The sequence below is a fragment of the Streptomyces sp. NPDC048479 genome, from assembly GCF_040651435.1.
Lineage (GTDB): Bacteria > Actinomycetota > Actinomycetes > Streptomycetales > Streptomycetaceae > Streptomyces.
In genome coordinates this window covers 66,625-91,389 of record NZ_JBEZKA010000023.1, presented here as the reverse complement: position 1 = coordinate 91,389, position 24,765 = coordinate 66,625, and the positions used below count along the sequence as shown (strand labels likewise).

General features: G+C 69.5%; 17 protein-coding genes. 4 read left to right on the top strand and 13 right to left on the bottom strand.

The genetic code is table 11. The annotated features are described in order from the left end of the window. The first annotated feature begins 372 nt into the window (after positions 1 to 372). Entirely contained in the window at positions 373 to 1,386 is a 1,014-nt protein-coding gene (locus AB0D12_RS30365) for a lytic polysaccharide monooxygenase (RefSeq protein WP_362689671.1), read from the top strand. 89 nt (positions 1,387 to 1,475) lie between these two features. Here AB0D12_RS30365 and AB0D12_RS30360 read toward each other — a convergent pair whose 3' ends face one another. The 3 genes from AB0D12_RS30360 to AB0D12_RS30350 form a co-directional block, all read right to left on the bottom strand. Next, the gene (locus AB0D12_RS30360; protein WP_362689668.1) at positions 1,476 to 2,366 is read right to left on the bottom strand and encodes an alpha/beta fold hydrolase; all 891 of its coding nucleotides are present in this window, start codon (positions 2,364 to 2,366) and stop codon (positions 1,476 to 1,478) included. A 131-nt stretch (positions 2,367 to 2,497) separates the two neighbouring features. Next, complete coding sequence (locus AB0D12_RS30355; RefSeq protein ID WP_362689665.1) at positions 2,498 to 3,505, bottom strand: hypothetical protein; 1,008 nt, start codon at positions 3,503 to 3,505, stop codon at positions 2,498 to 2,500. Next, positions 3,502 to 6,984: a DNA polymerase III subunit alpha gene (locus AB0D12_RS30350; protein WP_362689662.1), complete on the bottom strand. Its 3,483-nt coding sequence runs from the start codon at positions 6,982 to 6,984 to the stop codon at positions 3,502 to 3,504. Before AB0D12_RS30350 ends, AB0D12_RS30355 begins: the two co-directional genes overlap by 4 nt. A gap of 140 nt (positions 6,985 to 7,124) precedes the next feature. Here AB0D12_RS30350 and AB0D12_RS30345 point away from each other — a divergent pair, with 140 nt between their 5' ends. Beyond that, positions 7,125 to 8,213: a DUF3533 domain-containing protein gene (locus AB0D12_RS30345; RefSeq protein ID WP_362689659.1), complete on the top strand. Its 1,089-nt coding sequence runs from the start codon at positions 7,125 to 7,127 to the stop codon at positions 8,211 to 8,213. A gap of 131 nt (positions 8,214 to 8,344) precedes the next feature. Here the strand turns inward: AB0D12_RS30345 and AB0D12_RS30340 are convergent, their stop codons facing one another. Further along, positions 8,345 to 9,430 (bottom strand): S1 family peptidase, encoded by a 1,086-nt coding sequence (locus AB0D12_RS30340; protein ID WP_362689832.1) that lies wholly within the window; start codon positions 9,428 to 9,430, stop codon positions 8,345 to 8,347. A gap of 222 nt (positions 9,431 to 9,652) precedes the next feature. Then, positions 9,653 to 10,492, bottom strand: a complete 840-nt coding sequence (locus AB0D12_RS30335) for a slipin family protein (protein WP_362689656.1) — start codon at positions 10,490 to 10,492, stop codon at positions 9,653 to 9,655. Between the two features lie 187 nt (positions 10,493 to 10,679). Between AB0D12_RS30335 and AB0D12_RS30330 the strand changes: the two genes are divergently transcribed. Further along, entirely contained in the window at positions 10,680 to 11,534 is an 855-nt protein-coding gene (locus tag AB0D12_RS30330; RefSeq protein ID WP_362689653.1) for an alpha/beta fold hydrolase, read from the top strand. A gap of 78 nt (positions 11,535 to 11,612) precedes the next feature. On the opposite strand, the gene fxsT is transcribed toward AB0D12_RS30330, so the two are convergent. The 4 genes from fxsT to fxsA form a co-directional block, all read right to left on the bottom strand. Further along, on the bottom strand, positions 11,613 to 15,554 hold the full coding sequence (gene fxsT / locus AB0D12_RS30325) for an FxSxx-COOH system tetratricopeptide repeat protein (RefSeq protein ID WP_362689650.1): 3,942 nt from the start codon (positions 15,552 to 15,554) through the stop codon (positions 11,613 to 11,615). Beyond that, positions 15,538 to 16,872: a TIR-like protein FxsC gene (locus tag AB0D12_RS30320; RefSeq protein WP_362689647.1), complete on the bottom strand. Its 1,335-nt coding sequence runs from the start codon at positions 16,870 to 16,872 to the stop codon at positions 15,538 to 15,540. The genes fxsT and AB0D12_RS30320 overlap by 17 nt, the downstream gene beginning before the upstream one ends. A gap of 511 nt (positions 16,873 to 17,383) precedes the next feature. Further along, positions 17,384 to 19,591 carry a radical SAM/SPASM protein FxsB, inactivated metallohydrolase extension form gene (gene fxsB / locus AB0D12_RS30315; RefSeq protein ID WP_362689644.1) on the bottom strand — a complete coding sequence of 736 codons (2,208 nt, stop codon included), beginning with the start codon at positions 19,589 to 19,591 and terminating at the stop codon, positions 17,384 to 17,386. A gap of 9 nt (positions 19,592 to 19,600) precedes the next feature. Next, positions 19,601 to 19,765 (bottom strand): FxSxx-COOH cyclophane-containing RiPP peptide, encoded by a 165-nt coding sequence (gene fxsA / locus AB0D12_RS30310; protein ID WP_327322663.1) that lies wholly within the window; start codon positions 19,763 to 19,765, stop codon positions 19,601 to 19,603. A gap of 244 nt (positions 19,766 to 20,009) precedes the next feature. Here fxsA and AB0D12_RS30305 point away from each other — a divergent pair, with 244 nt between their 5' ends. Further along, entirely contained in the window at positions 20,010 to 20,912 is a 903-nt protein-coding gene (locus AB0D12_RS30305; protein WP_362689829.1) for a DUF4231 domain-containing protein, read from the top strand. A gap of 7 nt (positions 20,913 to 20,919) precedes the next feature. Here AB0D12_RS30305 and AB0D12_RS30300 read toward each other — a convergent pair whose 3' ends face one another. The 4 genes from AB0D12_RS30300 to AB0D12_RS30285 form a co-directional block, all read right to left on the bottom strand. After that, complete coding sequence (locus AB0D12_RS30300) at positions 20,920 to 21,399, bottom strand: hypothetical protein (protein WP_362689640.1); 480 nt, start codon at positions 21,397 to 21,399, stop codon at positions 20,920 to 20,922. 129 nt (positions 21,400 to 21,528) lie between these two features. Next, entirely contained in the window at positions 21,529 to 22,428 is a 900-nt protein-coding gene (locus tag AB0D12_RS30295) for a S1 family peptidase (RefSeq protein WP_362689637.1), read from the bottom strand. 244 nt (positions 22,429 to 22,672) lie between these two features. Further along, positions 22,673 to 23,476 (bottom strand): DUF1684 domain-containing protein, encoded by an 804-nt coding sequence (locus AB0D12_RS30290; RefSeq protein WP_362689634.1) that lies wholly within the window; start codon positions 23,474 to 23,476, stop codon positions 22,673 to 22,675. 4 nt (positions 23,477 to 23,480) lie between these two features. Then, positions 23,481 to 24,761, bottom strand: a complete 1,281-nt coding sequence (locus AB0D12_RS30285; RefSeq protein WP_362689826.1) for an NtaA/DmoA family FMN-dependent monooxygenase — start codon at positions 24,759 to 24,761, stop codon at positions 23,481 to 23,483. Between the last annotated feature and the right edge of the window lie 4 nt (positions 24,762 to 24,765).

Genomic DNA, 24,765 nt, shown 5'->3' with positions numbered 1-24,765 from the left:
CACGGCACATCAGTTCTTCGACATGTGGGTACTTACTTCGCTGCTTCCCGCTCGGGGAGCCACACAGGGAGCCACCGAAGCCAACACGAAACGGTTCGCCCTGGACGACTACGGACGATGGACCGCCTCCACCGGGGAGCCAGCCCTGCCACCGCTCCCGTTTCCTGTGCCCCCTCTTAGCGCCTCCTTAAAGCCACCATAAGGATCGCCATCACCCCCTCCCAGCAGGCGATTTCGACGTTCCGAGCGGCTAGCTTGCTGATCGCCGGGGCCGGTTCGAACAGTCGGCGCAGTAGGTCCTACGGGGGGCCGCACCGCCCGTTCGAGCCTGCCTCGGGTCCCCCCATATGCCGCTTGAAGGAGAACGTCACCATGACCGCTCGCCGTAAGGCCGCCTCGGTCGCCGCCCTCGGGTTCGCACCGTTCGCGTTGGCCGGGCTGGCTGCCGCTCCGGCCGTTGCGCACGGGTCGATGACGGACCCGGTCAGCCGGGTGTCCGCCTGTTTTGCCGAGGGGCCGGAGAGCCCGGACTCGGCAGCCTGCAAGGCGGCGGTCGCGGCCAGTGGGACGCAGGCCTTCTACGACTGGAACGAAGTCAACATCGCCAACGCCGCCGGCAACCACAAGCAGTTGATCCCGGACGGCAAGCTGTGCAGCGCGGGTCGCGACAAGTACAAGGGCCTCGATCTGCCCCGCGGCGACTGGCCGTCGTCCAAGCTCGCCTCCGGCAATCACACCTTCCACTACAAGGCGACCGCCCCGCACAAGGGTTCCTTCGAGCTGTATCTCACCAAGGATGGTTACGACCCGTCGAAGGCCCTCAAATGGTCGGACCTGGAGGCGAAGCCGTTCGCGCAGGTCACCAACCCCAAGCTGGTGAACGGTGAGTACGTCTTCGACGGCATCGTCCCGAACAAGTCCGGCCGTCACCTGATCTACTCCATCTGGCAGCGCTCGGACTCCCCCGAGGCCTTCTACACCTGCTCCGACGTCGTGTTTGGCAAGGACAACGGCAGCGCGGGCGGCGGTGCGGCCCCGGTCGCCTCCGCCCCCTCCGACAAGGAGATCGCGGACGGCACGGACAAGTCCACGGTCGACCACAACGGCCATGGCGGCGACGAGCATTCGGAGCACTCGGCGGCTCCGGCCACCCCGGCCGAACAGCCGGCCGAGCAGTCGGCCGGCAACGCTCCCGAGGCCAACGGCGCCGCCAGGCCCGCTGTCGCGCCGGACGCCCGCAGCGAGAATCTCGCCGAGACCGGCGGCGACAGCAACACCCCGTACATCGCCGTCGTCGGCGCCGCCGCCCTCGCCGTCGGTGCCGCCGCGATGTTCGGCACCGTCCGCCGTAAGGCCACGGCCACCGGCGGGCGTCACGGCCGCTGATCGTCAGCACTGGAGAAACGGCTGCGGTCCGCTCCCCCCGAGGGGAAACGGACCGCAGTCGCTCGTTTCTCAGGAATCTCCCGGGAATCTCAGGAGAAGACCGACGCGCAGTTCGTCCGCGTCGCGTGCGCCGGGTCAAGCGCGTTAGCGACCTCGTGGTATGCGATCCGGTCGAACAGCCCGATCGCCAGATGCTCCGACACGTCGACCGCGCACAGGTCCTGGAGAAGGACGTTGCGCACATCCGGTCCGACCAGGAACTGCGAGCGGTACGGGGTGGCGACCTCGTCGTAGCGCGTGGCGATGACGGTGTAGTGCACGCCGGGCACGGTGTCGCCGCCCGCGTTGAGTTTCGTCAGGAAGGCGGAGCCGACCGTCTGGTCGGCCAGCCCCGGGGTGGCGGCCCTGAGCAGATCCTCGGCGCCCGGGAAGTACGGCAGCAGGTTGGCAAGGCCGCTCAGCGTGGTGCCGTGATTGTCGGGCCCGAGGCCGACCAGCGCGTTCACCTTGTCGGCCCCGCCCAGGAACTTGAGGTAGTAGCGCGGCATCAGGCCGCCCTGGGAGTGGCCGACGAGGTCCGCTTTGGACGCGCCGGTCGCGGCGAGCACCTTGTCGACGTACGTGTCGAGCTGCTCGGCCGACTTGTCGATCGGGCCGAGGCCGTTGAAGAAGGGCACGCCGGGGAGCTGTCCGTAGTCGAGGCTGAAGACGCAGTAGCCGCGGTTCACCAGGTACGGAGCGAGGGCGAGCCAGTTGTCCACGGCGTTCCCGAGGGTTCCGTGGACGAGGACGACGGGGCGGGGATGGGCGGTGGAGGGCCGGCAAGAGTAGTTGTTCCATCCGCTGTGGGGTGCGGATTCCGCGTTGGCAGAGGCGACATTGGCCGAATCGGCGTTCGCGGCGGCGGCGGGGGTGAGGGCGACAGCCGCGGCCAGGAACAGGGCGGCCAGCGGTCTGAGGGCACGTTTCCAGGGCAGCATCGAGCAGTCTCCTTGCGGCTCAAGGGAGTAGCGATGGCTGGTTTTTTGGCGCTGTCGTCAACTTACGCACGAGTAACGAAGGAATGGAAGTTACGCGCCGGTAAAAACTGAATGCGTGTCAATAGCGGGCGCTACGCGGCAAGCGAGCCCGGCACGACCGCCTGCGGCCCGAACCTGGCCCGCGCCCGGTCCGCCACCGCCTCGATCCGCCGCGCCCGTTCGTCCGCGGGGTCGAACGTCAGCTGCCGCGCGGCCCGTTCGACAGGCGTCAGATCCTCCGCACGCAGCGACAGGCTCCGCACCCTGGCCCGCTGCAGGCCGAGCGACTCATGGATCCGGTACGCGACACCGGTGAGCGCCATGGAGTGGGCGGTGGGCTCGCGCAGGGCGCGCGCACGCGTGGTTGTCGACCGGTCGGCGTACCGCACGGTGAGGCTCAGCGAGCGGCACACCTGGCCCTCGCCGCGCATCCCCCGCCCCAGCTCCTCGGCGATCGAGAGCAGCGCCCTGCGGTGCTGCACCGGATCCAACTCATCGCGCGCAAAGGACCGTTCGGCGGCGATCGAGCGCGCGGCGGCGTTCGGGACGACCTTCGTACGGTCGATGCCGTGCGCCCGCTCCCACAGCTCGCGCCCGGCGCGCGCACCGACGATCCGCTGGAGTACGGCAAGCGGCGCGCCGGCGACTCTGCCGATGGAGTCGAGGCCGTACGCGCACAGGGTGCGGGCCGTCGCCGCCCCGACCCCGTCCAGCGCGGCGACCGGTTTGTCGGCCAGGAACCCCACCGCCTCGTCGTCCGCCACCACCAGGGTCGTCCCCGGCGTGGTCTCCCGTGCCGCCATCCTGGACAGCATCGGGTTCGGTCCCGCCCCGATCACGCAGTCCATCCCGCAGTGTGCGAGCGCACGCACCCGCAGCAGCGAGGCGAGCTGGGCCGCGTCCCGTCCGAAGTACCGTTCGGCGCCCCGTACATCGATGAGCGCGGCGTCCGGCGGGAGCGCCTGTACGACGGGGCTGATGTCCTCGGCCAGACCGAGCAGCGCGGGCAGCGCCGCCTCGACCCCGCCGCCCGCCTTGCGCCCCGCGTCGTGCCCCGCCTCACACAGCGGCGGCCGCCGGAAGCGTACATAGAGGATCATCCCGCGCTCCCAGGGCTCTGGTGCCACAACTTCCGCCCGGTGGCGGCCTGTTGCTCACCCGGCGGCTGAAGGTCGGCCCAGGGATTCAGCTCATAGCCCGTCGGCAGCTGAATCCGGCGGCCGTTGTCGCCCGACCCCTCCCCTTCCACCGGTACGGGTGCGGCCAGCCGCGCCGCGACCGCGTCGAGCCCACCCGTACGCCGCAGCTCCACCAGCTCCGCCAGGTTCCAGGCCGCCGCGCCGACCACGCTGAGGCTGCGCGGTCCGCGCCGCTGCACCACCCCGCGCACCAGCAGCAGCCAGGAGTGGAAGACGGTGTGCGCGCACGTGGCGTGGCTGTCGTCGAAGAAGGCCAGGTCGACCAGGCCCGTACCGTCGTCGAGCGTGGTGAAGATGACCCGCTTGCCGGACCGGATCGGCGGTGTCTGGGTGGCCGCCTTCGCGCCCGCGACCAGCACCGTCTGCCCGTGCTGTGCCGAGCGCAGCCGCTGTGCGGAAAGCACTCCCAGCTCCTCCAGGAAGGTGTGGTGATCGCCCATCAGATGGCGGGAGGCATCCATGCCGAGGACGCCGAGCTCGGCGCTGAGGCGTTCCGCGTCACCGAGGTCCGGGAGACCGACCGGGGCCGTCTTCTGCCCGTCGCCCAGCGGGAGTTGACTTCCGTACGCTCCTGAACCCGCCCCGGAACCCCGGTGGCCCCGATGGCTCCGGTGGAGTTCGGCAAGATGCAGCAGCAGATCGCGCCGGTTCGCACCGAAGGCATCCAACGCGCCGACCTGGGCCAGCCGTTCGGCGACCGGCCGCCCGGGACGGGCCCGCTGCCAGAAGTCCAGCAGCGAGGAGTAGGGCTGCCCGGCCTCGATCCGCGCCGTCTCCGCCTCGCTGATGCCATGGACGTCCGAGAGCGCGAGCCGCAGCCCCCACACCCCTTGCCCAGCCCCCTCATCAGACACCAGTTCGATTCGATGACCGACCGCAGACCGGTTCACATCCAGCGGCAGCACCGGCACTCCGCGCCGCCGCGCGTCCGCCAGCAGCAGCCGCTTCGGATACATCCCGGGGTCGTGCGTGAGCAGCCCGGCGTAGAAGGCCGCCGGATGGTGCGCCTTGAGCCACGCCGACTGGTACGTCGGCACGGCGAAGGCCACCGCGTGCGCCTTGCAGAAGCCGTACGAGCCGAAAGCCTCGATGATCTCCCAGGCCCGGGCGATCACTTCTGGCCCGTACCCCCTCACCTCCGCGTGCTGCGCGAACCAGACCTTGATCTTCCCCTGCGACTCGGAATGGGAGAGCCCGCGCCGCACCCGGTCGGCCTCGTCCAGACCGCAGCCGGTCATGATGTGCACCATCTCGATGATCTGCTCATGGAAGACGACCACTCCGTACGTCTCCTTCAGCGGCCCTTCCAGATCCGGATGCGGATAGCGGACGGGCGCCCGGCCGTGCCGGGCCTCGATGAACGGCCGCACCATATCGGCCGCGACCGGCCCCGGCCTGAAGAGCGAGATGTCGACGACCAGGTCGTCGAAGGTCGAGGGCTGCAGCCGGCCGACCAGATCGCGCTGGCCCGGCGATTCGATCTGGAAGCAGCCCAACGTCTCGGTGGACTTGATGAGTTGGTACGTCGCCGGGTCGCCCGGCGGTACCTGCTCCGGGTCGTCGAGGTCGAGCTCCTCCCCCGTCGCCCGCCGCAGCTCGGCGACCGCGTGCGCCATCGCCGACTGCATCCGCACCCCCAGGACGTCGAGCTTGAGCAACCCGAGGTCCTCCACGTCCTCCTTGTCGAACTGCGACATGGGGAAGCCTTCGCCGCTGGTGGGCACCACCGGCGTACGAGCGAGGAGCGTGGCGTCCGAGAGCAGCACCCCGCACGGGTGCATGGCGATCCCGCGCGGCAGCGCGTCCAGCGCCTCGACCAGCTCCCACAGCCGGCCGTGCCGTGCCCCTTCCTGCCGGTACTCCCTTGCCACCTCGCGCAGTTCGGGCAGTTCCTCCATGGCGGCGCGGGCGTCGCGGGCGCGGATGTGCGGGAAGGACTTGGCGATCCTGTCGATCTCGGCCGGGTCCATGGAGAGCGCGGCGCCCACGTCCCGTACCGCATGGCGCACCCGGTAGGTCTCGGGCATGGCGACGGTCGCGACCCGCTCCTCGCCGAAGCGGCCGATGATCGCGCGGTAGACCTCGAGCCGACGGGCGGACTCGACGTCGATGTCGATATCGGGCAGCACGGCGCGCCGCTTGGAGAGGAAGCGCTCCATCAGCAGCCCGTGCTCCACGGGGTCGGCGTGCGCGATGCCGAGGAGGTGGTTGACGAGCGAGCCGGCCCCGGAGCCGCGCGCGGCGACCCGGATGCCCATCTCCCGTACATCGTCGACGACTTGAGCGACCGTCAGGAAGTACGAGGCATAGCCCCAGTGCGCGATGATGTCCAGCTCGTGGTGCATCCGCTCCCAGTACTCTCGGCGGCCGTCATAGCCGCGCAGCACCATTCCGGCGGCGGCGCGGGAGGCCAGCACCCGCTGCGGGGTGCGCAGACCCGCGCCGACCAGATGCGGCTCCGGGAAGTGGACGGCGCCGATCCCCAGATCGTCCTCGGGGTCGACCAGACACTCGGCCGCCGTCTCCTCCGTCATGGCGAGCAGCCGGTGGGCGGTGTCGCGCCGGAAGCCGGCGGCTTCGGCGACCCGCTCGGCGGTACGGGCCATCCCGGCCGGGTCCTTGAGCCAGCGCTCCCCGCTGTCGAGGCCCTTGCGCGGGTCGATCGGGACGAGGCGGCGGGCCGCGTCGAGGACGTCGGCGACCGGGCCCTGCCCCTGGTCGGCGTACCGGACGGCATTGGTCAGCACGGCCCGTACGCCCTGTTCGGCGGCGAAGCCGAGGGTGCGGGCGGCATGTCGCAGCGAGCCGGGGCCGGTGCCCTTGAGGCCGTGGTGCACGACCTCGAGGCGCAGCCGGTCGCCGTAGCGCTCCTGCCAGGGCACGAGCAGCTTCGCCGCGCGGTCGGGACGTCCTGCGGCCAGTGCCCGGCCGATCTCGGATGCCGGGCCGAGCAGCACGGTCAGCCCGTCGCCGTGGTTCTCGCTCCAGGGCAGCAGCGGGCTGCCGTCGTCCGCCGCGTGGGCGACGGTCACCATGCGGCACAGCTCGGCCCAGCCCTGGCGGGACCGGGCAAGAAAGACGGTACGGGGCGCGGACTCGTCCACGAACGCCCCGCCGCGCACCGGGGTGCGCCGCCGCTCGGTGGGCCCCTCCTTACGCGCCCGCTCGCCCACCGCGAGGTCCACACCGAACAGCGGCCGCACTCCGGCCTTGTCGCAGGCCTTGGCGAAGCGGACCGCGCCCGCGAAGGTGTCGCGGTCGGTCAGAGCGAGGGCGTCCATGCCCCGCTCGGCGGCGCGCTCGGCAAGCCGCTCCGGGTGCGAGGCTCCATAGCGCAGGGAGAACCCGGAAACGGTGTGCAGATGCGTGAACCCGGGCACCCGCACCTCCTGGATCAGACCGTCTCACCTCCCCCGTCTCCACCATAGACCAAGTTTCGAACATTCGTGCGACACCGGGCCATCGGCCATTCGGCCCCGTCCCACCTGCATGGACACCGTGCGCCACGGAGCGTGGGGCCATGGCTCAGACACAGGACGGCCCTCGTACGGGCTTCCTCAGTGAGGTCAAAGACGCGGTGAGTACGCGGGCGGCGGTCCTGGTCATCGGGGTGCTGGCGCTCCAGCTCGCCTTCATTACGTCGTACATCGGCGCCTTCCACCAGCCGAAGCCGCACGAGATCCCACTGGCCGTCGTCGCGCCCGCGGCGCGGACCACCGACCAGGCCGTGCAGCGGCTCTCCGCACTGCCCGGCGATCCGCTCGACCCGCGCGCCGCCCGGGACCGGGCGACGGCGCTGGAGCAGATCAGGAACCGCGATGTCGACGGGGCGCTCATCATCGACCCGCGGGGCACCACCGACAGGCTGCTGGTCGCCGGCGGCGCGGGCACCTCGCTCTCGCAGGCCCTCACCCAGATCATCGATCAGGCCGAGAAGGCGCAGCGGCGGACCGTGACCGTCGTGGACGTGGTCCCGGACGCCAAGGGTGACGCCCGCGGGCTGTCCTCGTTCTATCTGGTGATCGGATGGTGCGTGGGCGGCTACCTCTGCGCGGCGGCCCTCGCGATCAGCGCGGGCGCGCGGCCCGCGAATACGGCACGCGCCCTGATCAGACTGGGCGCGCTGCTGCTGTACGCGATCACCGCGGGTCTGCTCGGCACGGTGATCGCGGGCCCGATCCTCGGCGCGCTGCCCGGCAGCATCATGGCGCTGTGGGGCCTCGGAGCCCTGGTGGTCTTCGCGGTCGGGGCGATCACCCTCGCGTTCCAGGGGCTGGCGGGCATCGTCGGTATCGGTCTGGCGATCCTGCTCGTGGTCGTCCTCGGCAATCCGAGCGCGGGCGGCGCGTATCCGTATCCGCTGCTGCCGCCGTTCTGGCGGGCCATCGGACCCGCGCTGCCGCCGGGCGCCGGCACCTTCACGGCACGCTCGATCGCGTACTTCAAGGGCAACGGCGCGGGTGGCCCGATGCTGGTGCTCGCCGCGTGGGCGGTGGGCGGAGCGCTGGTCACGATGGCGTGCGCGCTGTTCCGGAGTGACCGGGCGCCGAGGACGATCGGGGCGGACGTGACAGTCGGGGGCGGGACCGCGGCCGGACCCCTCGCGTGAGGGCCGGGCGGCGAACTGGGGGCTTCACCCCCGGCCCTCCAGTCCTCAAACGCCGGACGGGCTGAAAATTCAGCCTGCCGGCGTTTGAGGCGCGGGGCCCGGGCGGAGCCCCGGTTCTTGCCGGGCGCGCGTCAGCCGATCTCGGCGCCGAAGGCCGCGAGCGCCTCCGGTACCGGCTGGAAGAAGGTCTCGCCACCCGAGGAGCAGTCACCGCTGCCGCCGGAGGTCAGACCGATCGCGGTGTCGCCCGCGAAGAGCGAGCCGCCGCTGTCGCCGGGCTCGGCGCAGACCGTGGTCTGGATGAGGCCCTCGACGATGTCACCGTTGCCGTAGTTGACTGTGGCGTCGAGTCCGGTGACCTCACCGTCGTGCACCTGGGTGGTCGAACCGCTGCGCTGCACCTTCATACCGACGGTCGCCTCACCCGCCTTGGTGATCGGCTGCGAGCTGCCGTTGTAGAGGTTGACCTCGCTCGGGTGCTCGGTGCTGTCGCTGTACTTGACGATCGAGAAGTCGTTGCCGGGGAACTGCGAGTCGACCATGGTGCCGATCGGCGCGCCGCCCGCGGAATCGGACCACTCGCTGCCGGCCTTCCCGCAGTGACCGGCGGTGATGAAGTGCGGCTCGCCGTCCTTGACCACGTTGAAGCCGAGCGAACAGCGTCCGCCGCCCGAATGGATGGCGTCGCCGCCCGCTATGAGCGGCTTGAACTCCCCGGCGGACTTCTTCAGTTCCGCCTTGCCGCCCAGAGCCTTGACCACCTGGCTGAGCTTGGTCCACTGAGCGCCCTTGACCGTACGGTCGGCGGTGACGACCACCGTGTTGGTGACCGGGTTCACGGACCAGGAGGTGCCGGGAACGGTCGCCTTGGTGGTGAGTGTCTGCCGGGCGGTCTTCAGCTCGGCGAGGGTGTTCTCCACGATTCTGGCCTTGCCGCCCGCCTTGCGGACGATCTGGGCCGCCGCCTCGTCGACGACGTTCACGACGAGGGACTTCGCCTCGGCGTCGTAGTACGTGCCGGCCGAGTCGGCGCCCAGGTCCTTGCTGAGGGTGGAAGCAAGGTTTCCGGCCGCCACCGCCGACAGCGGCTTGGCGGCGAACTGCTCAGTGTTGTCACTGGCGTTCGCACTCTGGAAGGTGACGCCCGCGGCTACCAGAGCGACAACAGCGCCGCCTGCCATCGCCACTTTCCTTTTGGGCATGCGTCGGTGCTTCAACATCAACCTCCTGTGGGGGCCGCGCCCGGACAAGTGGGGTGCCCGGACACGGAGGATGGAGCGCCCACTATTCCGATACCGCTCGGTAGCACACAAGGTCGACTTCAGGACGGGCACACGACAACGCGCGGGCGTTCACAGCGCCTTCACAGAAGGCGTCCACACTGGTCGGTTTCGTTTGCGAACACCGCGTGCAACGACGCCATGGGCAGCGCGTAAGGACTAGTCCTGTCTTGTTTCCGACTCTGCGGAACCGGTTTCCGAGGGCGGTTGCGCCCCTGCGGGAGGCGGCGCCGCCGGCGGCGGAGCGGCTCGTTCCAGGAAGCGCAGCAGCTCCACCGGGAACGGCAGCACCAGGGTGGAGTTCTTCTCGGCCGCGACGGCGACGACAGTCTGCAGCAGCCTCAACTGAAGGGCAGCGGGCTGCTCCGACATCTCCTTGGCGGCCTCGGCGAGCTTCTTGGAGGCCTGGAGTTCGGCGTCGGCGTTGATGACCCGGGCCCGGCGCTCACGGTCCGCCTCGGCCTGGCGCGCCATCGACCGCTTCATCGTCTCCGGCAGCGACACATCCTTGATCTCGACCCGGTCGATCTGCACACCCCAGCCCATCGCCGGACTGTCGATCATCAACTCCAGCCCCTGGTTGAGCTTTTCGCGGTTGGAGAGCAGATCGTCCAGATCACTCTTGCCGATGATCGACCGCAGAGACGTCTGCGCCATCTGCGAGACCGCGAAGCGGTAGTCCTCGACCTGGACGATGGCCTCGGCGGCGTCCACGACCTTGAAATAGATCACGGCGTCCACGCGCACCGTCACGTTGTCCCGCGTGATGCCGTCCTGCGCGGGCACCGGCATCGTCACGATCTGCATATTGACCTTACGCAGCCGGTCGACAAACGGGACAACGAGCGTGAAACCGGGCCCGCGCACTGAAGACTTGAGCCTTCCGAGCCGGAAGACCACGCCCCGCTCGTACTGCTTGACGACCCGGGCCGCCGCCATCACGTAGACGACTCCGACGGACACTGCCGTCGCGCCGGCCGTCACCAGTGCCTCTACCATCACGGCCCCCTGGGGTGCGATGTGGACGCGCGTGCACGTACCTCTTCGACGGTAGACCCCAAATGACGTCAAAGGGAGTCCCCGTATGACCCGCTGATGGGTAATCATCGAATCGGTGGGGAATGCCAGGCTCACCATGCCTGCACAGAGCACTTACGACGAAGGGGGCGCGGGAGTGCGACGTCGGATGCGCGTGACGGACGGGCGGCATCTGATGGTGGAACGGCTGGGGGATCCGCGCGGCAGACCGGTCTTCCTGCTGCACGGCACCCCCGGCAGCCGACTGGGCCCGGCACCACGCGGCATGGTGCTGTACCAGCGCGGTACGCAGCTGATCGCGTACGACCGCCCCGGCTACGGCGGTTCCGACCGGCTGGCGGGCCGCAGCGTCGCCGATGTCGCCCAGGACGTACGGGCGATCGCCGACGAGCTCGGCCTGGAGCGGTTCGCCGTGGTGGGCCGCTCGGGCGGCGCACCACACGCGCTGGCCTGCGCGGCCCTGATGCCGGAGCGGGTCACCCGCACCGCCGCTCTGGTGACGCTCGCACCCAGGGACGCCGACGGACTCGACTGGTTCGAGGGCATGGCCGCGTCCAATGTCCTGGAATACACCAGCGCGTCGGACGACCCGGCAGGGATGACCGAGCGGTTCATCCTGCGCTCCGCCGAGATCAGGCAGGACCCGATCCGGCTGCTCGACGATCTGCGCAGGGAGCTGACCGACTCCGACCGGATGGTGGTGTCGGACGCAGGCGTCAGGTCCATGCTGCTCCGCAACTACCAGGAGGCGCTGCGCACTTCCGCGTACGGCTGGGTCGACGACGCGCTCGCCTTCTGCAGCCCCTGGGGCTTCGACCCGGCCGACATCAAGGGCCCGGTGATGCTCTGGCACGGAGAGAAGGACGTCTTCTCACCCGTGGGCCACTCCCGCTGGCTCGCGGAGCGCATCCCGGGTGCGACGGCCGTCCTCGAACCCACCGCCGCGCACTTCGACGCCCTGCACGCACTGCCCCGGATCCTCACCTGGCTGCTGGACCACTGAATTCCAGCCACCGTCGGGTCCCCCCGGACCAGGTCCGGGGGGAGTTCGAGGAGCGGGGCACTGGACGGAGCCCCGGGTTCAGACCGCCAGCGGCTCCAGATCGCGGTGCACCCTGCGCTCGTCGCGTGCGATCCGGGTCAGCGCATGCTCCTCGCCGAGCAGCCGCTGCAGCTCCTCCACGGTCTCCGCCCGCAGATGCGCCGCCTCGGCCTTGCGGCCCAGCAGGCCGAGCGTGACGGACATGTTGGAGGCGATACCGAGCACCTCGGGATGGTGCGCGCCCAGTACCTCGCGCAGCCTGGTCACGGTCCGCTGCTCGATCTCCAGCGCCTCCTCCAGACCGCCCAGGTCGGCAAGGGCGTTGGCGAGGTTGATGGTGCTGTACAGCGCATGCGGATGGGATTCCCCGAGGACCTCCCGCATCGTCCTCGACACCTTCAGCAGCAGCTGTTCCGCGGCCTCCGGAGCGCCGCAGCCCCAGTGGAAGATGCCGAGGTTGTTGAGGGCGGCGAGAGTGTACGGATGCCGCTCCCCCGGCACCTTCGTGTACTGGTCGACGACCTCCTGCGCCAGATCCCGTGCCGCCACCGGCTCCCCGGCCGCGAACAGGTCGGCCGCCAGATTCAGATCGCAGGCGAGCGAGTCCGGGTTGGCCGAGGTGTACTTGGCGCGGTAGCGGTTGCGGGTGGCCGTGGTCAGCCGCCGCGCGTCCTCGAGACGGCCGGCCCTGCGCAGCGACACGGCGAGGCTCTTGGCCGCCGCCAGTGTGCCCGGGAAGGTCCGGCCGAGCTGCTCCTTGTAGATGTCGTACGTACGCACGAGCACCGAGACCGAGTCCTCGTACCGTCCGACCTCCCGCAGATCCCTGGCGAGGCTGACGGCGGAGGAGAGGGTGTACGGATGCTCCGGGCCGAGCACCTCGGTACGCCGGTCGAAGACCTCCTGGTCGATCTCGCGCGCCCTGGCGTACTGGCCGACCATGCGCAGATTCAGCGCCAGGTTGTTGGCGGCCGCGAGCGTACGCGGATGGGACTCGTGGAAGATCTGACTGAATCCCTCGTGCGCCTCGGTCGCCAGCTCCATCGCCCTGCCGTACTGACCGAGGGTGCCCAGGTCCATCGCCAGCCCGCTGGTGGTCATGTACGTATGCGGATGGGACTGGCCCAGCACCTCCTGCTGGCGCTCCAGGGTCACCTCGTCCAGCTCCTTGGCCTCCACATAACGGCCCTGCGAGCGAAGGATGTTGGAGAGATGGAAGCGCAGGTAGAGATACTGCAGATCGTCGTTGCCCAGCATCTCCTTCCAGGTGTCGCGCAGTTCGCCTGCAAGCGTGTAGGCGGCGTTCCAGTCGCCGCGCTTCCACAGATAGCGCACACGGTCGATCATCAGCCGACGGGTCTCAGGCTCCTTGCAGAATCGCGCCTCCGAGGTGCCGAGGTGCGGCCAGATGGTGGCGAACCTCGGCCAGGTCTCGGGGTTGTCGATCGGCTCGTCGTCGTCGGGCCGCGCACCCGCGAGGATCCGGTGGACCGCGTGCCGCGCGTCCTGCTGCTCCTGTTCGGTCAGCTGAGCCCTGATGACCGCCTGCACCAGCCGGTGCACCTGGATGCTGTTGGAGACCTGGTCGACCTTGGCCAGGGCGAACCGGCCGATCTCCCGGATGACCCGGCCGAGCACCAGCTTCTCCTGGAGCGAGGCGTCGTACGGCTTGAGCGCGTCGATCATCTCCTTGCTGTAAAGGAGGTTCGCGGAGATCGGCTCGGGTGCGAAGAACGCACAGAGCTGGAGGAGACGCACCGCGGCGGGCGAGCGCTCCTTGAGCCGCTCGATGGAGACGTTCCAGGTCGCGGCGACCGGCTCGGGATATCCGACGGGCTGGTTGAGCGCGAGGACGCTCGCGGCCTGTTCCTTCAGCTGCTCGAGATACGAGGCGACGGGTGTGGCAGTCTCCGCGATCCACGCCGCGGCCTGTTCGACGGCGAGCGGCAGGTCGCCGACGGCGGTGGCGACCTGGTCGGCGTCCTCGATGGTCAGTCCGCGAGCACGCCGCCTGAGGTGCTCGATGGACTCCTCACGCAGGAACACATCGACGGGCAGCGCGTCCCCGTACTGCGACCAGGCCTGATTCCTCGAGGTGACCAGGATGTGCCCGGGCCCCTGCGGTGGGAAGAACCGCTTGAGCTGCTCGGGGTCGTCGGCGTTGTCGAAGACCAGCAGCCAGCGCGAGGACGGCACTCCGTTCCGCAGCAGTTCGATGGCTTCCTCGGAGGCGGCCGCCATGTCCTCGCCGCCCTGGGCGCCGAGCCGGACGGCGAGTTCGGCGAGTCCGGCGACCACGTCGTCGGGCTGCTCGGAGGAGATCCACCACACCAGGTCGTAGTCGGCCATGAAGCGGTGGACGTACTCCAGCGCCACCTGGGTCTTGCCGACGCCGCCGAGCCCGTAGAGGGTCTGCGGCTGGGGCAGCACCGCCGCCACGGCCATGCCGCCGCCGAGCTGGTCACGCATCCGCTCCAGCACCACCGAGCGTCCGGTGAAGCCGGGGTTGCGGGGCGGCGCGTTCCAGATCTTCGGCACGGTGCCGGGGAAGCGCGGTCCGGGCGACGCGCTGTCGGGGAGCTGCACCGGCCGGTCCAGTGCGCGCAGCAGCGCGGTGGTGGCGGCCACCTCGTCGAGGCGGAAGAGGTCCACCGGGTTGCGGTCGATGTACGGGGTGGTGAGCCGGACGTCGCCGACTCTGATCGGCAGCAGATGCCGTCGGCCGCCGCTCGGGTCCTCGGCCGCGGCCCGCTGCCAGACCTCCACCGCCCGGGCGGACTTGAGATACGCGCTGGAGAGCAGCACGACCGTGCGGGCGGCGTTCTCGGCGGCGAGCGCGTCCGCGCCGGCCGTTTCCTGTTCGACGGAGACATCGCGTGGCACGACCCGGAAGCCGGCCCGGGTGAGCATGTACTCGACCCAGTCGGCCCACATGCGGTTCTCGGCCACATAGCTGAGGAAGAGGTCGGCGGGCAGGGCGGGACGGCGGCGGGTGAAGGCGTCCCTGATCCGGAGCCTGATCTCCTCGCCGACCTGCGGCATGGAGGTGATCCGCTGCTCGGTGATGACGGAGGTCAGCCGTTCGAAGGCGGAGAGCAGGGAGTTGGTCAGACCGGCTTCGTCGCCGAAGGTGGCGAGCGTCTCCTCGTAGGCGTAGTAGGGCCGGTACGGAATCTCCACCGCGCCCCAGTAGGCGGTCAGTTCGTCGCCGCTGAGCCCGGAGGGGAAGCGGTCGAACTTCAGCCTGGCCAGCGCGCGTCCGGCGTCCGCCTTTTCCTTCTCGCCCTCGTCGATCCGCATCGGCACCGGGAAGATCTTGATGCCGCGGCCGCCGTACCGCTCGTCGATCTGCCGGGCCACCGAGGCGGCGCCGTCGATGGACTGGTCGCTGAGGGTGAAGCAGTCGACCAGGACGTCGGGCAGATGGACGGTGCAGATGTCAGCGATATCGCTGAGGCCGGTACGGCTGTCGATGAGGACGTAGTCGTAGTTGGCCTTCATGTCCTCGCGCAGCGCGTCGAAGAAGTGGCCGCCGCCGAGCCGGTCGTAGAAGTTGTCCCAGTCGAAGGTGGAGACGGTCGCGGAGTACTCGCGGTTCTGCTTCCCGGCGGAGACGAAGTCGAGCGTGCCGCCGTCCGGGAACTCCCAGCCCAGGCTCTCGGGGGTGAGGGAGACGGCGTGCGGCTGAATGCGCGCGTAGTCGAGATGCCAGTCGTCGCGGCGCGGCTCGGGGCTGGTCGCGGCCCAGGCGTACTCGGTGATCAGATCGATGACTCCGGTGGTGGCGCCGAGCGTGGAGGGGTCGAGGAAGGGGTGGAAGAAGCGGTGCAGGCCGGGCGCTTCCAGGTCCCAGTCGACCGCCAGGACCCGCTTGCCGTTCGCGGCGAGAATCCAGGCGGTGTTGGCCAGGGCCATCGTGCGGCCCGTACCTCCCTTGTACGAATAGAAGGTGACGATGCGTCCGTCACGACTGCCTGTCATCCGTGTCCTCCGCATCAGGGGCGATGTCATGCGTGTGCGGGACGTAGTGGGTGGTGCCGTACTCGGCCATCGGGCCGCGCAGCCGGGGCCGTTCGCGCGCACCGGCGCCGGCCGGTGGCACCGGCGGGAAGACCTCGGCGTGCCGCAGATACTCCTGGGCCGCCGCCTCCACCACCTGGGGCAGGAGCTGGCCGAAGGCCTCCATGCTGAGCACGCCCTTGGCGGCCGCCCGACAGGCGGTCCGGCCCTGGCGCATCTGGTGCGGCATGGTCCGTTCCAGCTTCTCGACCAGTTCGGCCTCCGATGTCCGGCTCTGCGGGTCGTCGCGGTTCCAGGGGACGACGACGCTCACCCAGGGGCGCGGCTCCGCGTCGAAGGCGGCGAGCCGTTCGCGCCGCTCGTCGTCCTCCAGGGCCCAGCGGTCGACCAGAAGTATCTCGGGCCGGGTGGGTGGCTGGCTGATGTCGGGTGGCGTCTCGTGGTCGAAGGAGGAGACGGTCGCCTGGTAGTTGAGGGAGCGGACCAGGTCCTGGGCGATGTACGCCAACGGCCGTGCCGAGTCCGGGTGGTAGGGATTCCACTCCTGGGACTGCTTGCCGTAGTAGTCGGGGGCGCGTCCCTCGGGCAGATCGTGGCGGGTGGGCGCGGCAACGGTCACGTGCATCGGGCGGGGGCCGCCGGTGGGCTTGCCGAAGGCGCTGGGCGCCTGCCGGTAGTCGACCGGGCTGCCGGAACCGACGCGCGTAGTGTCCGCCACGCTGACGATGCGTTTGGCGAGTTCATAGACGGCGGCCTCGTACTCCTCGGCGAATATCCGTAACTTGATCAGCCCGTAGAGCCCGTCGGTGACATACCGGTCGCCGAAGGCGCGGTGGTTGAACTGCAACCGCTCGGCGGGACCCGGGAGTTGCTCCGGCGGCATCGGCACCCACAGCGCGGGCACGATCGCCTCCGCCGGCCGGTTGCTCTTCGCATGGTGGTAGATGGCCCGCTGGGCGAAGGCGTACCACTCCTTGCCGCACATCTCACTGGCGAAGTACCGCGGTGAGAAGAGCGGGACGAACACCCGGCAGGTGGCCAGCACTTCGCCCAGCCGCTCCGACCACCCCTCCCCCGAGCGGATTTCCCGGTCCATGAACCCGGCGGGCGCACCGGCCGGCAGATCGGTCATGGCCATCACATGGCCGCACAGATCACGGAAAAGCCGTTCGACCCACATATCGGGGTCCGGGCCGCCGGCCCCGTACCGCGGTGTGTGCGCATAGCTCAAGAAGAAGTACGGCCGGTGATCCGCCGCTCGTTGCGCTGAATCTGACACACGACCCCCGTCCTGTGTGAACGCCCACACCCAGACCCACAAGCGCCTAAGGCTGCGAGCGAATTAATCATTCCGGAGCCGGTCACTCTCCATCCCCCCGATGTTCGGTCAATCAACACCGCTTTTCGGTCATCCAGCTCTCCGCACGGCCCGACCCGTTCCTTGATCGGGAACAACCTTGCGGGCCTTCCTCCCAGTTGTCCCTTCTGCTCCCTTTTCCAGAAGAAGACGGCCTTGCACTCGGCCCATTGATTGTCCCCACCCGGTCGCTGCACCACACAACGGTAGGTGCGCGGGCGTGCTCCGGTCCGGTATTCGGCGAGATGGAATGAAGTGCGGCGGGGAAATCCACCCGGCCCTTCGGCGCTCCGCACGGACTCGGCCAACCGGCCCATCCGACGGCCGCGGATCCGGCGGCGTCGATGGCCGGCAGGTCCGCCCGGAAGGCCGCCGCCTGCTCGGGTGTCATCACGGCAGCGGGGTGACGGCCGGCCGGCGTGTCCGCCCGGGCTCAGCCACAGTCCGACTCTTTCCACAGCTCGTCCAGCAGGCGCCGGCCGCTGACGGTCAGTTCGGCCGCGCGCGCCAGGGTTTCCAGCGCGGGCCTGGCCTGCTCGGCTCCGGCCGGTTCGAAGGCCGCGAGGCCCACACGTTCGTACGCTCCGGCCAGCAGCTCGGAGAGGGGCATCGGCGTCTCCCGCCAAGGCGCCCGGTGGGTCCACCAGCCGTCCTGCGCGTAAAGATCGGTGACCTCGACCAGTGCCTGCAGTTTGGCCCGCCTGAAACCACGCAGCAGCGCGGTTGCCAGCTCCTCGGGCGTGCCGGGCACCGCGATCCCGAGCGCTCCATAGCCGTGCCGGCGCACCGACGCCTCACCCGAGACCAGCGGTGTCAGCGTCGTCAGACAGTCGGCGGCCTCCGCGGCCTGTGCGGGTACGGTCTGCCGCAGCAGCTGCCAGGCCTCGGCCAGCCGCCCGCTCCAGCCGCCCGCCTCACGGGAGCCGAGCCGCTCCCGCACGGGTAAGCCGAAGCAGTCCCGGTACGGGTCGATGTCGTCGAGGCGCAGCGCGGGCACCCCGTCGCCGCCGAGCCTGCGCACGGGCCGCCAGTCGCCACTGTCCTCATCGGCGCGTACGTGCCACGGCTCGCGGCCGTCCACGTGTACCAGGAACCCCTTCTCGGCCGCGCGCACCTCGGCCTCGCCGTGCTCCCCGGGGCCCGTCAGCCGCAGCTCGCCGAGCGTGGGGAGCCAGAGCCTGCCGTTCCGGTACGGCGCCCGGACGGGTACCTCGAGACCGGCTCGTACGACCGCGGCGGCGAGGTAGGACGGCAGCCGGAGCGCGAGCCCGGCCGCCTCCGGCCGCTCCTCGCGCAGGGCGGCCAGACAGTCCTGCAGCCAGGTGTAGGTGTAGGGATGGCCGAGCACCACGTCGAGCGCGTCGGAGCGCCCCTCCAGGGCGGACGCCAACTCCCAGGCCTCGTCCCAGGCCTCGCCGCCCTGTCCGTCGAGCTCCAGGTGGACGTCGGCGAGCAGGGTGCGGGTCACGTCCTGGTGCTCGGCCATGAGTACGCCGGGGTCCGTGACCGCGGCGGACACCGTCGCGGCGGCAGTGCGCTGTTCGATACCGCGGATCAGCGCCTCGAGATCGCCGCAGTACACGGAGGTGTTGTCGAAGTCGTTCCGGGAGCTGTAGCGGTGGGTGTAGAGCCCGCCGCCGCAGGACCGTACGACCGGGCACCGGTGGCAGGTCTCGCTCACTCCGGCGAGTCCCTGCTGGCGTGCTCTGATTCCGGGGTGGGCCGCGACCTCGTCGAAAGGGTGGGCATACACATCGAATCCGGTGGCTGCGGCGCCCTCGTAGGCGCTCTTGAGGGAGTCGACCTGCTCCAGGGTGCCGTCGGTCTCGACGACGACGAGGTCGGTGGGCGCGAGGCCGAGGGATTCGGTGAGGCTGGGGCCGCCGTCGAGGGTGGAGAGCACCGATTCGAAGAGCCGTACCGGAATGCTGCGGCCCTGCTCGTCCCAGCGGTCGAAGACGGCCAGGAGCCAGTCGGCGTAGGCGGTGGCCGAGCCGTCCGGGCGGGCCGGCGGGGCGTCCCAGGTGGCGTGCGGCAGCAGAAAGTCGATACGCGGCGGTTCCAGCTCGGTGAGCGCGTCATACACCGCGATCGGATCGTTGGCCACGTCAATGGTGCAGAGGAGACCGAGATAGAGGTGGCGGTAGCGCTCCTGGCGGAGCAGGTCGACGGCTCTGAGGACCAGGGGATGGCTGGTGCGGCCGTCCGCGAAGCGGCGATGGCGGTCGTTCGCGCTCCGGTCGCCGTCGAGGGAGATCCCGACCTTGACGTCGTACTCGCTGAAGAGGTCGAGGTAGCGGGGGCTGAGCTGGAGGCCGTTCGTATGGATACGAAGATCGAGTTCGGCGATTCCGTCGAGGGCCTTGGTGAGCTCCTCGCAGATGTGTCGCAGCCGTGCGGGCCCTGCCAGAAGAGGCTCCCCTCCGTGCAGGATCACTGACACGGAGGGCAGGGCATGACTCTTGGCATGCTCGGCCAGTCGCAGAGCTGTCCAGGAAATCGCTTCGTCAGAGATTGCCTTCGGGCGAGTGCGCCAGCTCTGATCAGCGTGTTCGTAGATATAACAGTGGTCACATGCAAGATCACATCTGCTGTGGACCTTCAATACGATCTCGCGGAATGGGACCAGGGGTCCAGTCATTCCGCCAGTCTAGAGCGCCGAGTTGAACGTGGACGCACGCCGAGTGACGTCGACCGAGACGGGGAGCACCCGGGCAAGCTTCCTGGCGGCAACGGCGCCACGGAGATCGATCTGAGCCAACGGGACGCGATTCTTCTTCGCAGCGGCGAAGGACGCTGAGGTCTGAAACTTCATGAGGGGCCGTCCTTGATGTTGTGTCCAGCGTTGTGTCCAGCACAGATACCACGCACCGTTGCGATGCCGGCGGCACGACTTTACTCTCATGGCCACTCGCAGCAACTCAGCACATGGAGACGGAACAAAAGAGTTGTGGCGCATTCTCGCAGGACAGTACGGAACAAGCCATTCCGCCTAAAGAGTGAAGACAAAACTGCAGACGGGAGTGCGCGTGACCGAATTTTCCGGCCCACTGCACAGCATGGTCTTTCGTAACAATGATCTGCCGGTTCTCTTCCATCGCACGGACAGCGTCGCCATCTCGCACCAGCGCGAGGCCGTCGGCTCCACCCGCTCCCAGCTGCTGCTCCTGGTCCTGGGCGCCGCCCTGGCCACGCTGCCGTCCTCACTGAGGCTCGGTGACACCTTCCAACTCGCGGGCGCACTCAGCACGTTGGCCTATGCCGGGGTGCTCGCGCTGGGCTATCGCACCTCCCGGCGCAGAGCAAAGTCGCACTGGCAACTCAACCGCTCCGCAGCGGAGTTCATCAAGTCGATGTGCTGGCGGTACGCCGTCCATGGAGCGCCCTTCGACTCCCACTCCACCGATGCGGACGAGCTGTTCGCCGTGCGCCTGGAGGAAGGGCTGCGGGAGCTGGCCAAAGTCGGCTGGCAGGACCCGCGCCACGGCGATGCCGAGGTGGACGCCGCGGACCTGATCACCACACCCATGCGGCGGCTGCACGCGAAGACGTTCAGCATCCGCAAGGAGACCTATGTCAGGGACCGGCTGATCGAGCAGCGCAACTGGTACCACCGGAGCACGGAGAACTCCCGCCGCGCCACCGCGCTCTGGTCCGCGTCGATCGGGCTGCTCACCCTGCTCGCACTCTTCTTCGCGCTGCTGAGGACCTTCTCGATCGCCGAATCCGTCGATGTGATGGGCCTGTTGTCGGCGGCGGCCGCCGCCTGTCTGGCCTGGAGCGAGATCCGGCGCCATCAACCCCTCATCGCCGCCCACTCGTTGGTCGAGGAGGACCTGGCGGCGATGCATACGGCGATGGAGACCTCGGTCAGCGATGTGGAGTGGCCGTCGGCGGTCTACGAGACTGAGCGCATCGTCTCGCCCCAGCACACCGACTGGCTTGTGAGGCACCGAAGTTGAGAGATGGTCAGTAGCGCTCGACACCCTCGCGCCAGATGACCGTCACTGGCTTGCCGAGGTGTCGGGCGTAGCGGACGATGTCGCCCGTGCCGCCGAGACCGCGGGCCGGGCGGCCGTCCCAGACCGCCAGCAGACGGTCGCAGTTGTCGGCGATATAGGCGCCGGCCGCGTAGTAGGCCTCGTCCGTGGAGTGCGGGAAGGACAGCTGGACCTCCCGGCTCGCCCTGCCCCTGAGGTCCTGGTACCTGGCGAGCTCGTCCGGGGCCGTGAAACCGGCTTCGTAGTCGCCACTGGGGATCACCACGGTCAGTTCCGCGCCGTACTCCAGAGCGATGTCCGCAAAGAGCTGGTCAGCGCCCGCCGCGAGACTGGAGAGCGCTTCCATCGAGCCCTCGTGGCCGCAGAACTCGGCGCGCATCCCGGCGCGGATATGGGCGTGCGCCTCGGGCGGGATGCCTCTGTGGCCGGTCACTCCAATGCGTTTCACTGATCCGCAACCCCCGTTGTTCCCGTGCCCGACCGCTCTGACATCCTCTCAAAAGGGAGAGCGACGTCGAGCCCCCGTCCGCTGATATTGGACGGGGGCTCGACTGCTGTCGGTTGCGGTGGTGGTGCGTCAGTAGACACTGACTCCGTAGGCGCTCAGCGCCTCGGTGACCGGCTGGAAGAATGTCGTACCGCCGGAGGTGCAGTTGCCGCTGCCGCCGGAGGTCAGGCCGATGGCCCGGCTGCCGGAGTAGAGCGACCCGCCGCTGTCGCCGGGTTCGGCGCAGACGTTGGTGCGGATCATGCCGTAGACGATGTCACCGCCGCCGTAGTTGACCGTGGCGTTGAGGCCGGTGACGCTGCCGCAGTGGATGCCCGTGGTGGAGCCGCGGCGACAGACGGACATGCCGACGGTGGCGTTGGCCGCGCTGGTGATGTCCTGGCTGCCGACGGTGCCCGGGTGGGCGATCGAGGTGTTGGAGTACCTCACGATGCCGTAGTCGTTGCCCGGGAAACTGGATCCGGCCGTGGGCCCGATGCTCGTGGAGTGCGAGGAGTTGGTGTACCAGGGCGGGTTGCCGTCGGTGCAGTGGCCTGCGGTCAGGAAGTAGTAGGTGCTGCCACTGCGGACGTTGAAGCCCAGCGAGCAGCGCCAGCTGGTGGCGTAGATGGCGTCGCCGCCGGAGATGAGCTTGGAGAACGTGCCGGCGGTGCGCTCGATGCGTATCGCGCCTGCGTTGGCCCCGGCTTCCTGTTTGATCTTTGCTATTTCGGCCTTCGAGACGGTGCTGTCGGCCGTGACGACCAGGGTGTTGGTCGTCTTGTCGATGAGCCAGGCGGTGCCTGCCACATCCGCGTCGAGTACGGCGTCGCTCGCGGCGGTGAGCTGGTTGGCGCTGAAGGTCTGTGCAGGGTTGGCGCTGGCGGCGGGGACGGCCAGCGCTGCGGCGGCGATCAGGCCAGTGGTGACGGCGAGCAGACGCATGCGTCTCGCCGTGCCACTGCGGGGGATGGTGCGCTTGATCCTCACTTGTCGTTCCTCCCGAGGGGAATCGGGGGCCCTTTGTGGGGTTCCGGGCCCGTGAGGCGCAGCCAGGGAGCACGTTCGGTTTTCGGACAGACTGTGCTCCTGACAAGCGCTGTTCGGGAGTATTCGGTGCGTCAACTTCCCGCGCAAGGGCGCCTTTCGGCCTCTCCGCGCCCCCATGCCGACTGGCCCCGGCGGCTCGTTGGCCACCGGGGCTGTGCCGTACTTGTCCGACCCGTAGGACGGGTCAGTGACTCCGCAGGTTCCGTTCGCCCGCCGGGACGGCGGTCTCGAGGGTGTTCCCGGGGGGCGGGAAGGGGCAGATGAAGTGGTCCGCGAAGGCGCACGGCGGCAGCAGGGACCGGTTGAAGTCGACGGTCACCGTGCCGTCGGCGGCCGGCGCGGAGGGCCGCAGAAAGCGGAAGCGGTAACTGCTGCTTCCGCTGGTCGCATCGGCGAAGACCGCCCAGAGCGAGCCGTCCGGCTCGACCGCGACCTGCAGCGTGCGCTCCTCGCCGTCGAGCTCGAAGGCGATCTCGCCGCCGAGGCCGAGGCCGCGCTCACGCCCGTCGGCGTTCTCGACCCGTACGCTGCGGTGTTCCTTGTACGGACGGAAGCGTCCCGGCAGCGCCCAGCGGGCGTCGTACGCCGTCGCCTCGATGCCCTGGAAGACGTGCCGCGCCGGTGAGTCCGGGTCGAAGTCCCGTACCGCCCACAGACCTTCGCGGCGCAGTACGACCAGTCGCCGTTCGCCGTGCGCGACCCGGGATTCGGGGATCGGCCCGTGGTCCGCGGTGAGGCGGACGGGGCCGGTGAGGGGCTTGTCGTCCACGGTGAGACCGTCCCCGGCCGAAGCCGTCAGCGCCACCGCGTCACCGTCCTCCAGCCAGCTCCCGGGGACGGCCGGAATTCGACCTTCCAGGTAATCGGAGAGCCAGTAGGTACCGGTGAGCGAGAGCGGTCCGTACGGGGCCGCGACCGTGGCTGCACGCTGCTCGTGCCAGCTCTGCCAGTTCCGCTGGTCCTTGGCTGCCTGTGCGTCCTTGCTCATGCGATCAACCCTTCCACACCGGCTCGGCGAGCCCGAGGTGCGATCGCAGCGTCGAGCCGGTGTACTCCGCACGGAAGACCCCGCGCTCCTGGAGGAGCGGTACCACCTGGTCGACGAAGTCGTCGAGGCCGCCGGGGGTGAGATGGGGGACGAGGATGAAGCCGTCGGCCGCGTCCTTCGACACGAACTCCGCCAGCGCGGCCGCGACGCTCCTCGCGGAGCCGATGAAGGACTGCCGGCTGGTCGTCTCGATGACGGTCTGCCGTATGGACAGGCCCTTGGCCTCCGACAGCGCACGCCACTTGGCGGCGATCGCGAACGGGTCGCCGGCCTTGACCCGGCCCTGGACGAGGACCGAGTCCGGATCGGGATCGATGTCGGGGAGCGGCCCTTCGGGGTCGTACGAGGAGAGGTCGCGGCCCCAGACCAGCTCAAGGGCGAGGATCGCGTTCTGCGGCGAGACCTGCCGGCGGCGGATCTCCGCGGCCCGCTCCTGCGCCTCGGCGTCCGTGTCGCCGAGGACGAAGCTGACCCCGGGCATGATCTTGAGGTCGCCGGGCTCCCGTCCGTACGCGGCGAGCCGGGCCTTGACGTCGGCGTAGAAGGCGCGGCCCGACTCCAGCGTGCCGTGCCGGGTGAAGATCACGTCCGCGGTGGATGCGGCGAACTCCCGGCCCTCGTCGGAGTCGCCCGCCTGGATGACCACGGGGTGGCCCTGCGGTGACCGGGGAACGGTGAACTCGCCCTCGATCGTGAAGTGTTGACCTGAGTGCGCGAAGGGACGGGGCGTCCCGTCAGACGTCCAGGAGTCCCAGAGCGTACGGGCGACGGAGACGAACTCGGCGGCGCGGGTGTAACGGTCGGCCCGGTCGAGATAGCCGCCGCGGCGGAAGTTCTCCCCGGTGAAGGCGTCGGAGGAGGTGACAACGTTCCAGGCGGCCCGGCCGCCGCTGAGATGGTCCAGGGAGGCGAGTCGGCGAGCCAGTTCGTACGGCTCGTTGAAGGTGGCGTTGACGGTGGCGGCGAGGCCGAGCCGTTCGGTGACGGCCGCCAGGGCATTGAGCACCGTGAGGGACTCGGGTCGGCCGACCACGTCCAGATCGTGGATCTCGCCCTTGTGCTCGCGCAGCCGCAGCCCCTCGGCGAGGAAGAAGAAATCGAAGAGTCCACGCTCGGCGGTGCGGGCGAGATGCTCGAAGGAGGAGAAGTCGATCTGGCTCTTCGAGTGTGGGTCGGCCCAGACGGTGGTGCTGTTGACGCCCGGGAAGTGGGCGGCGAGATGCATCTGT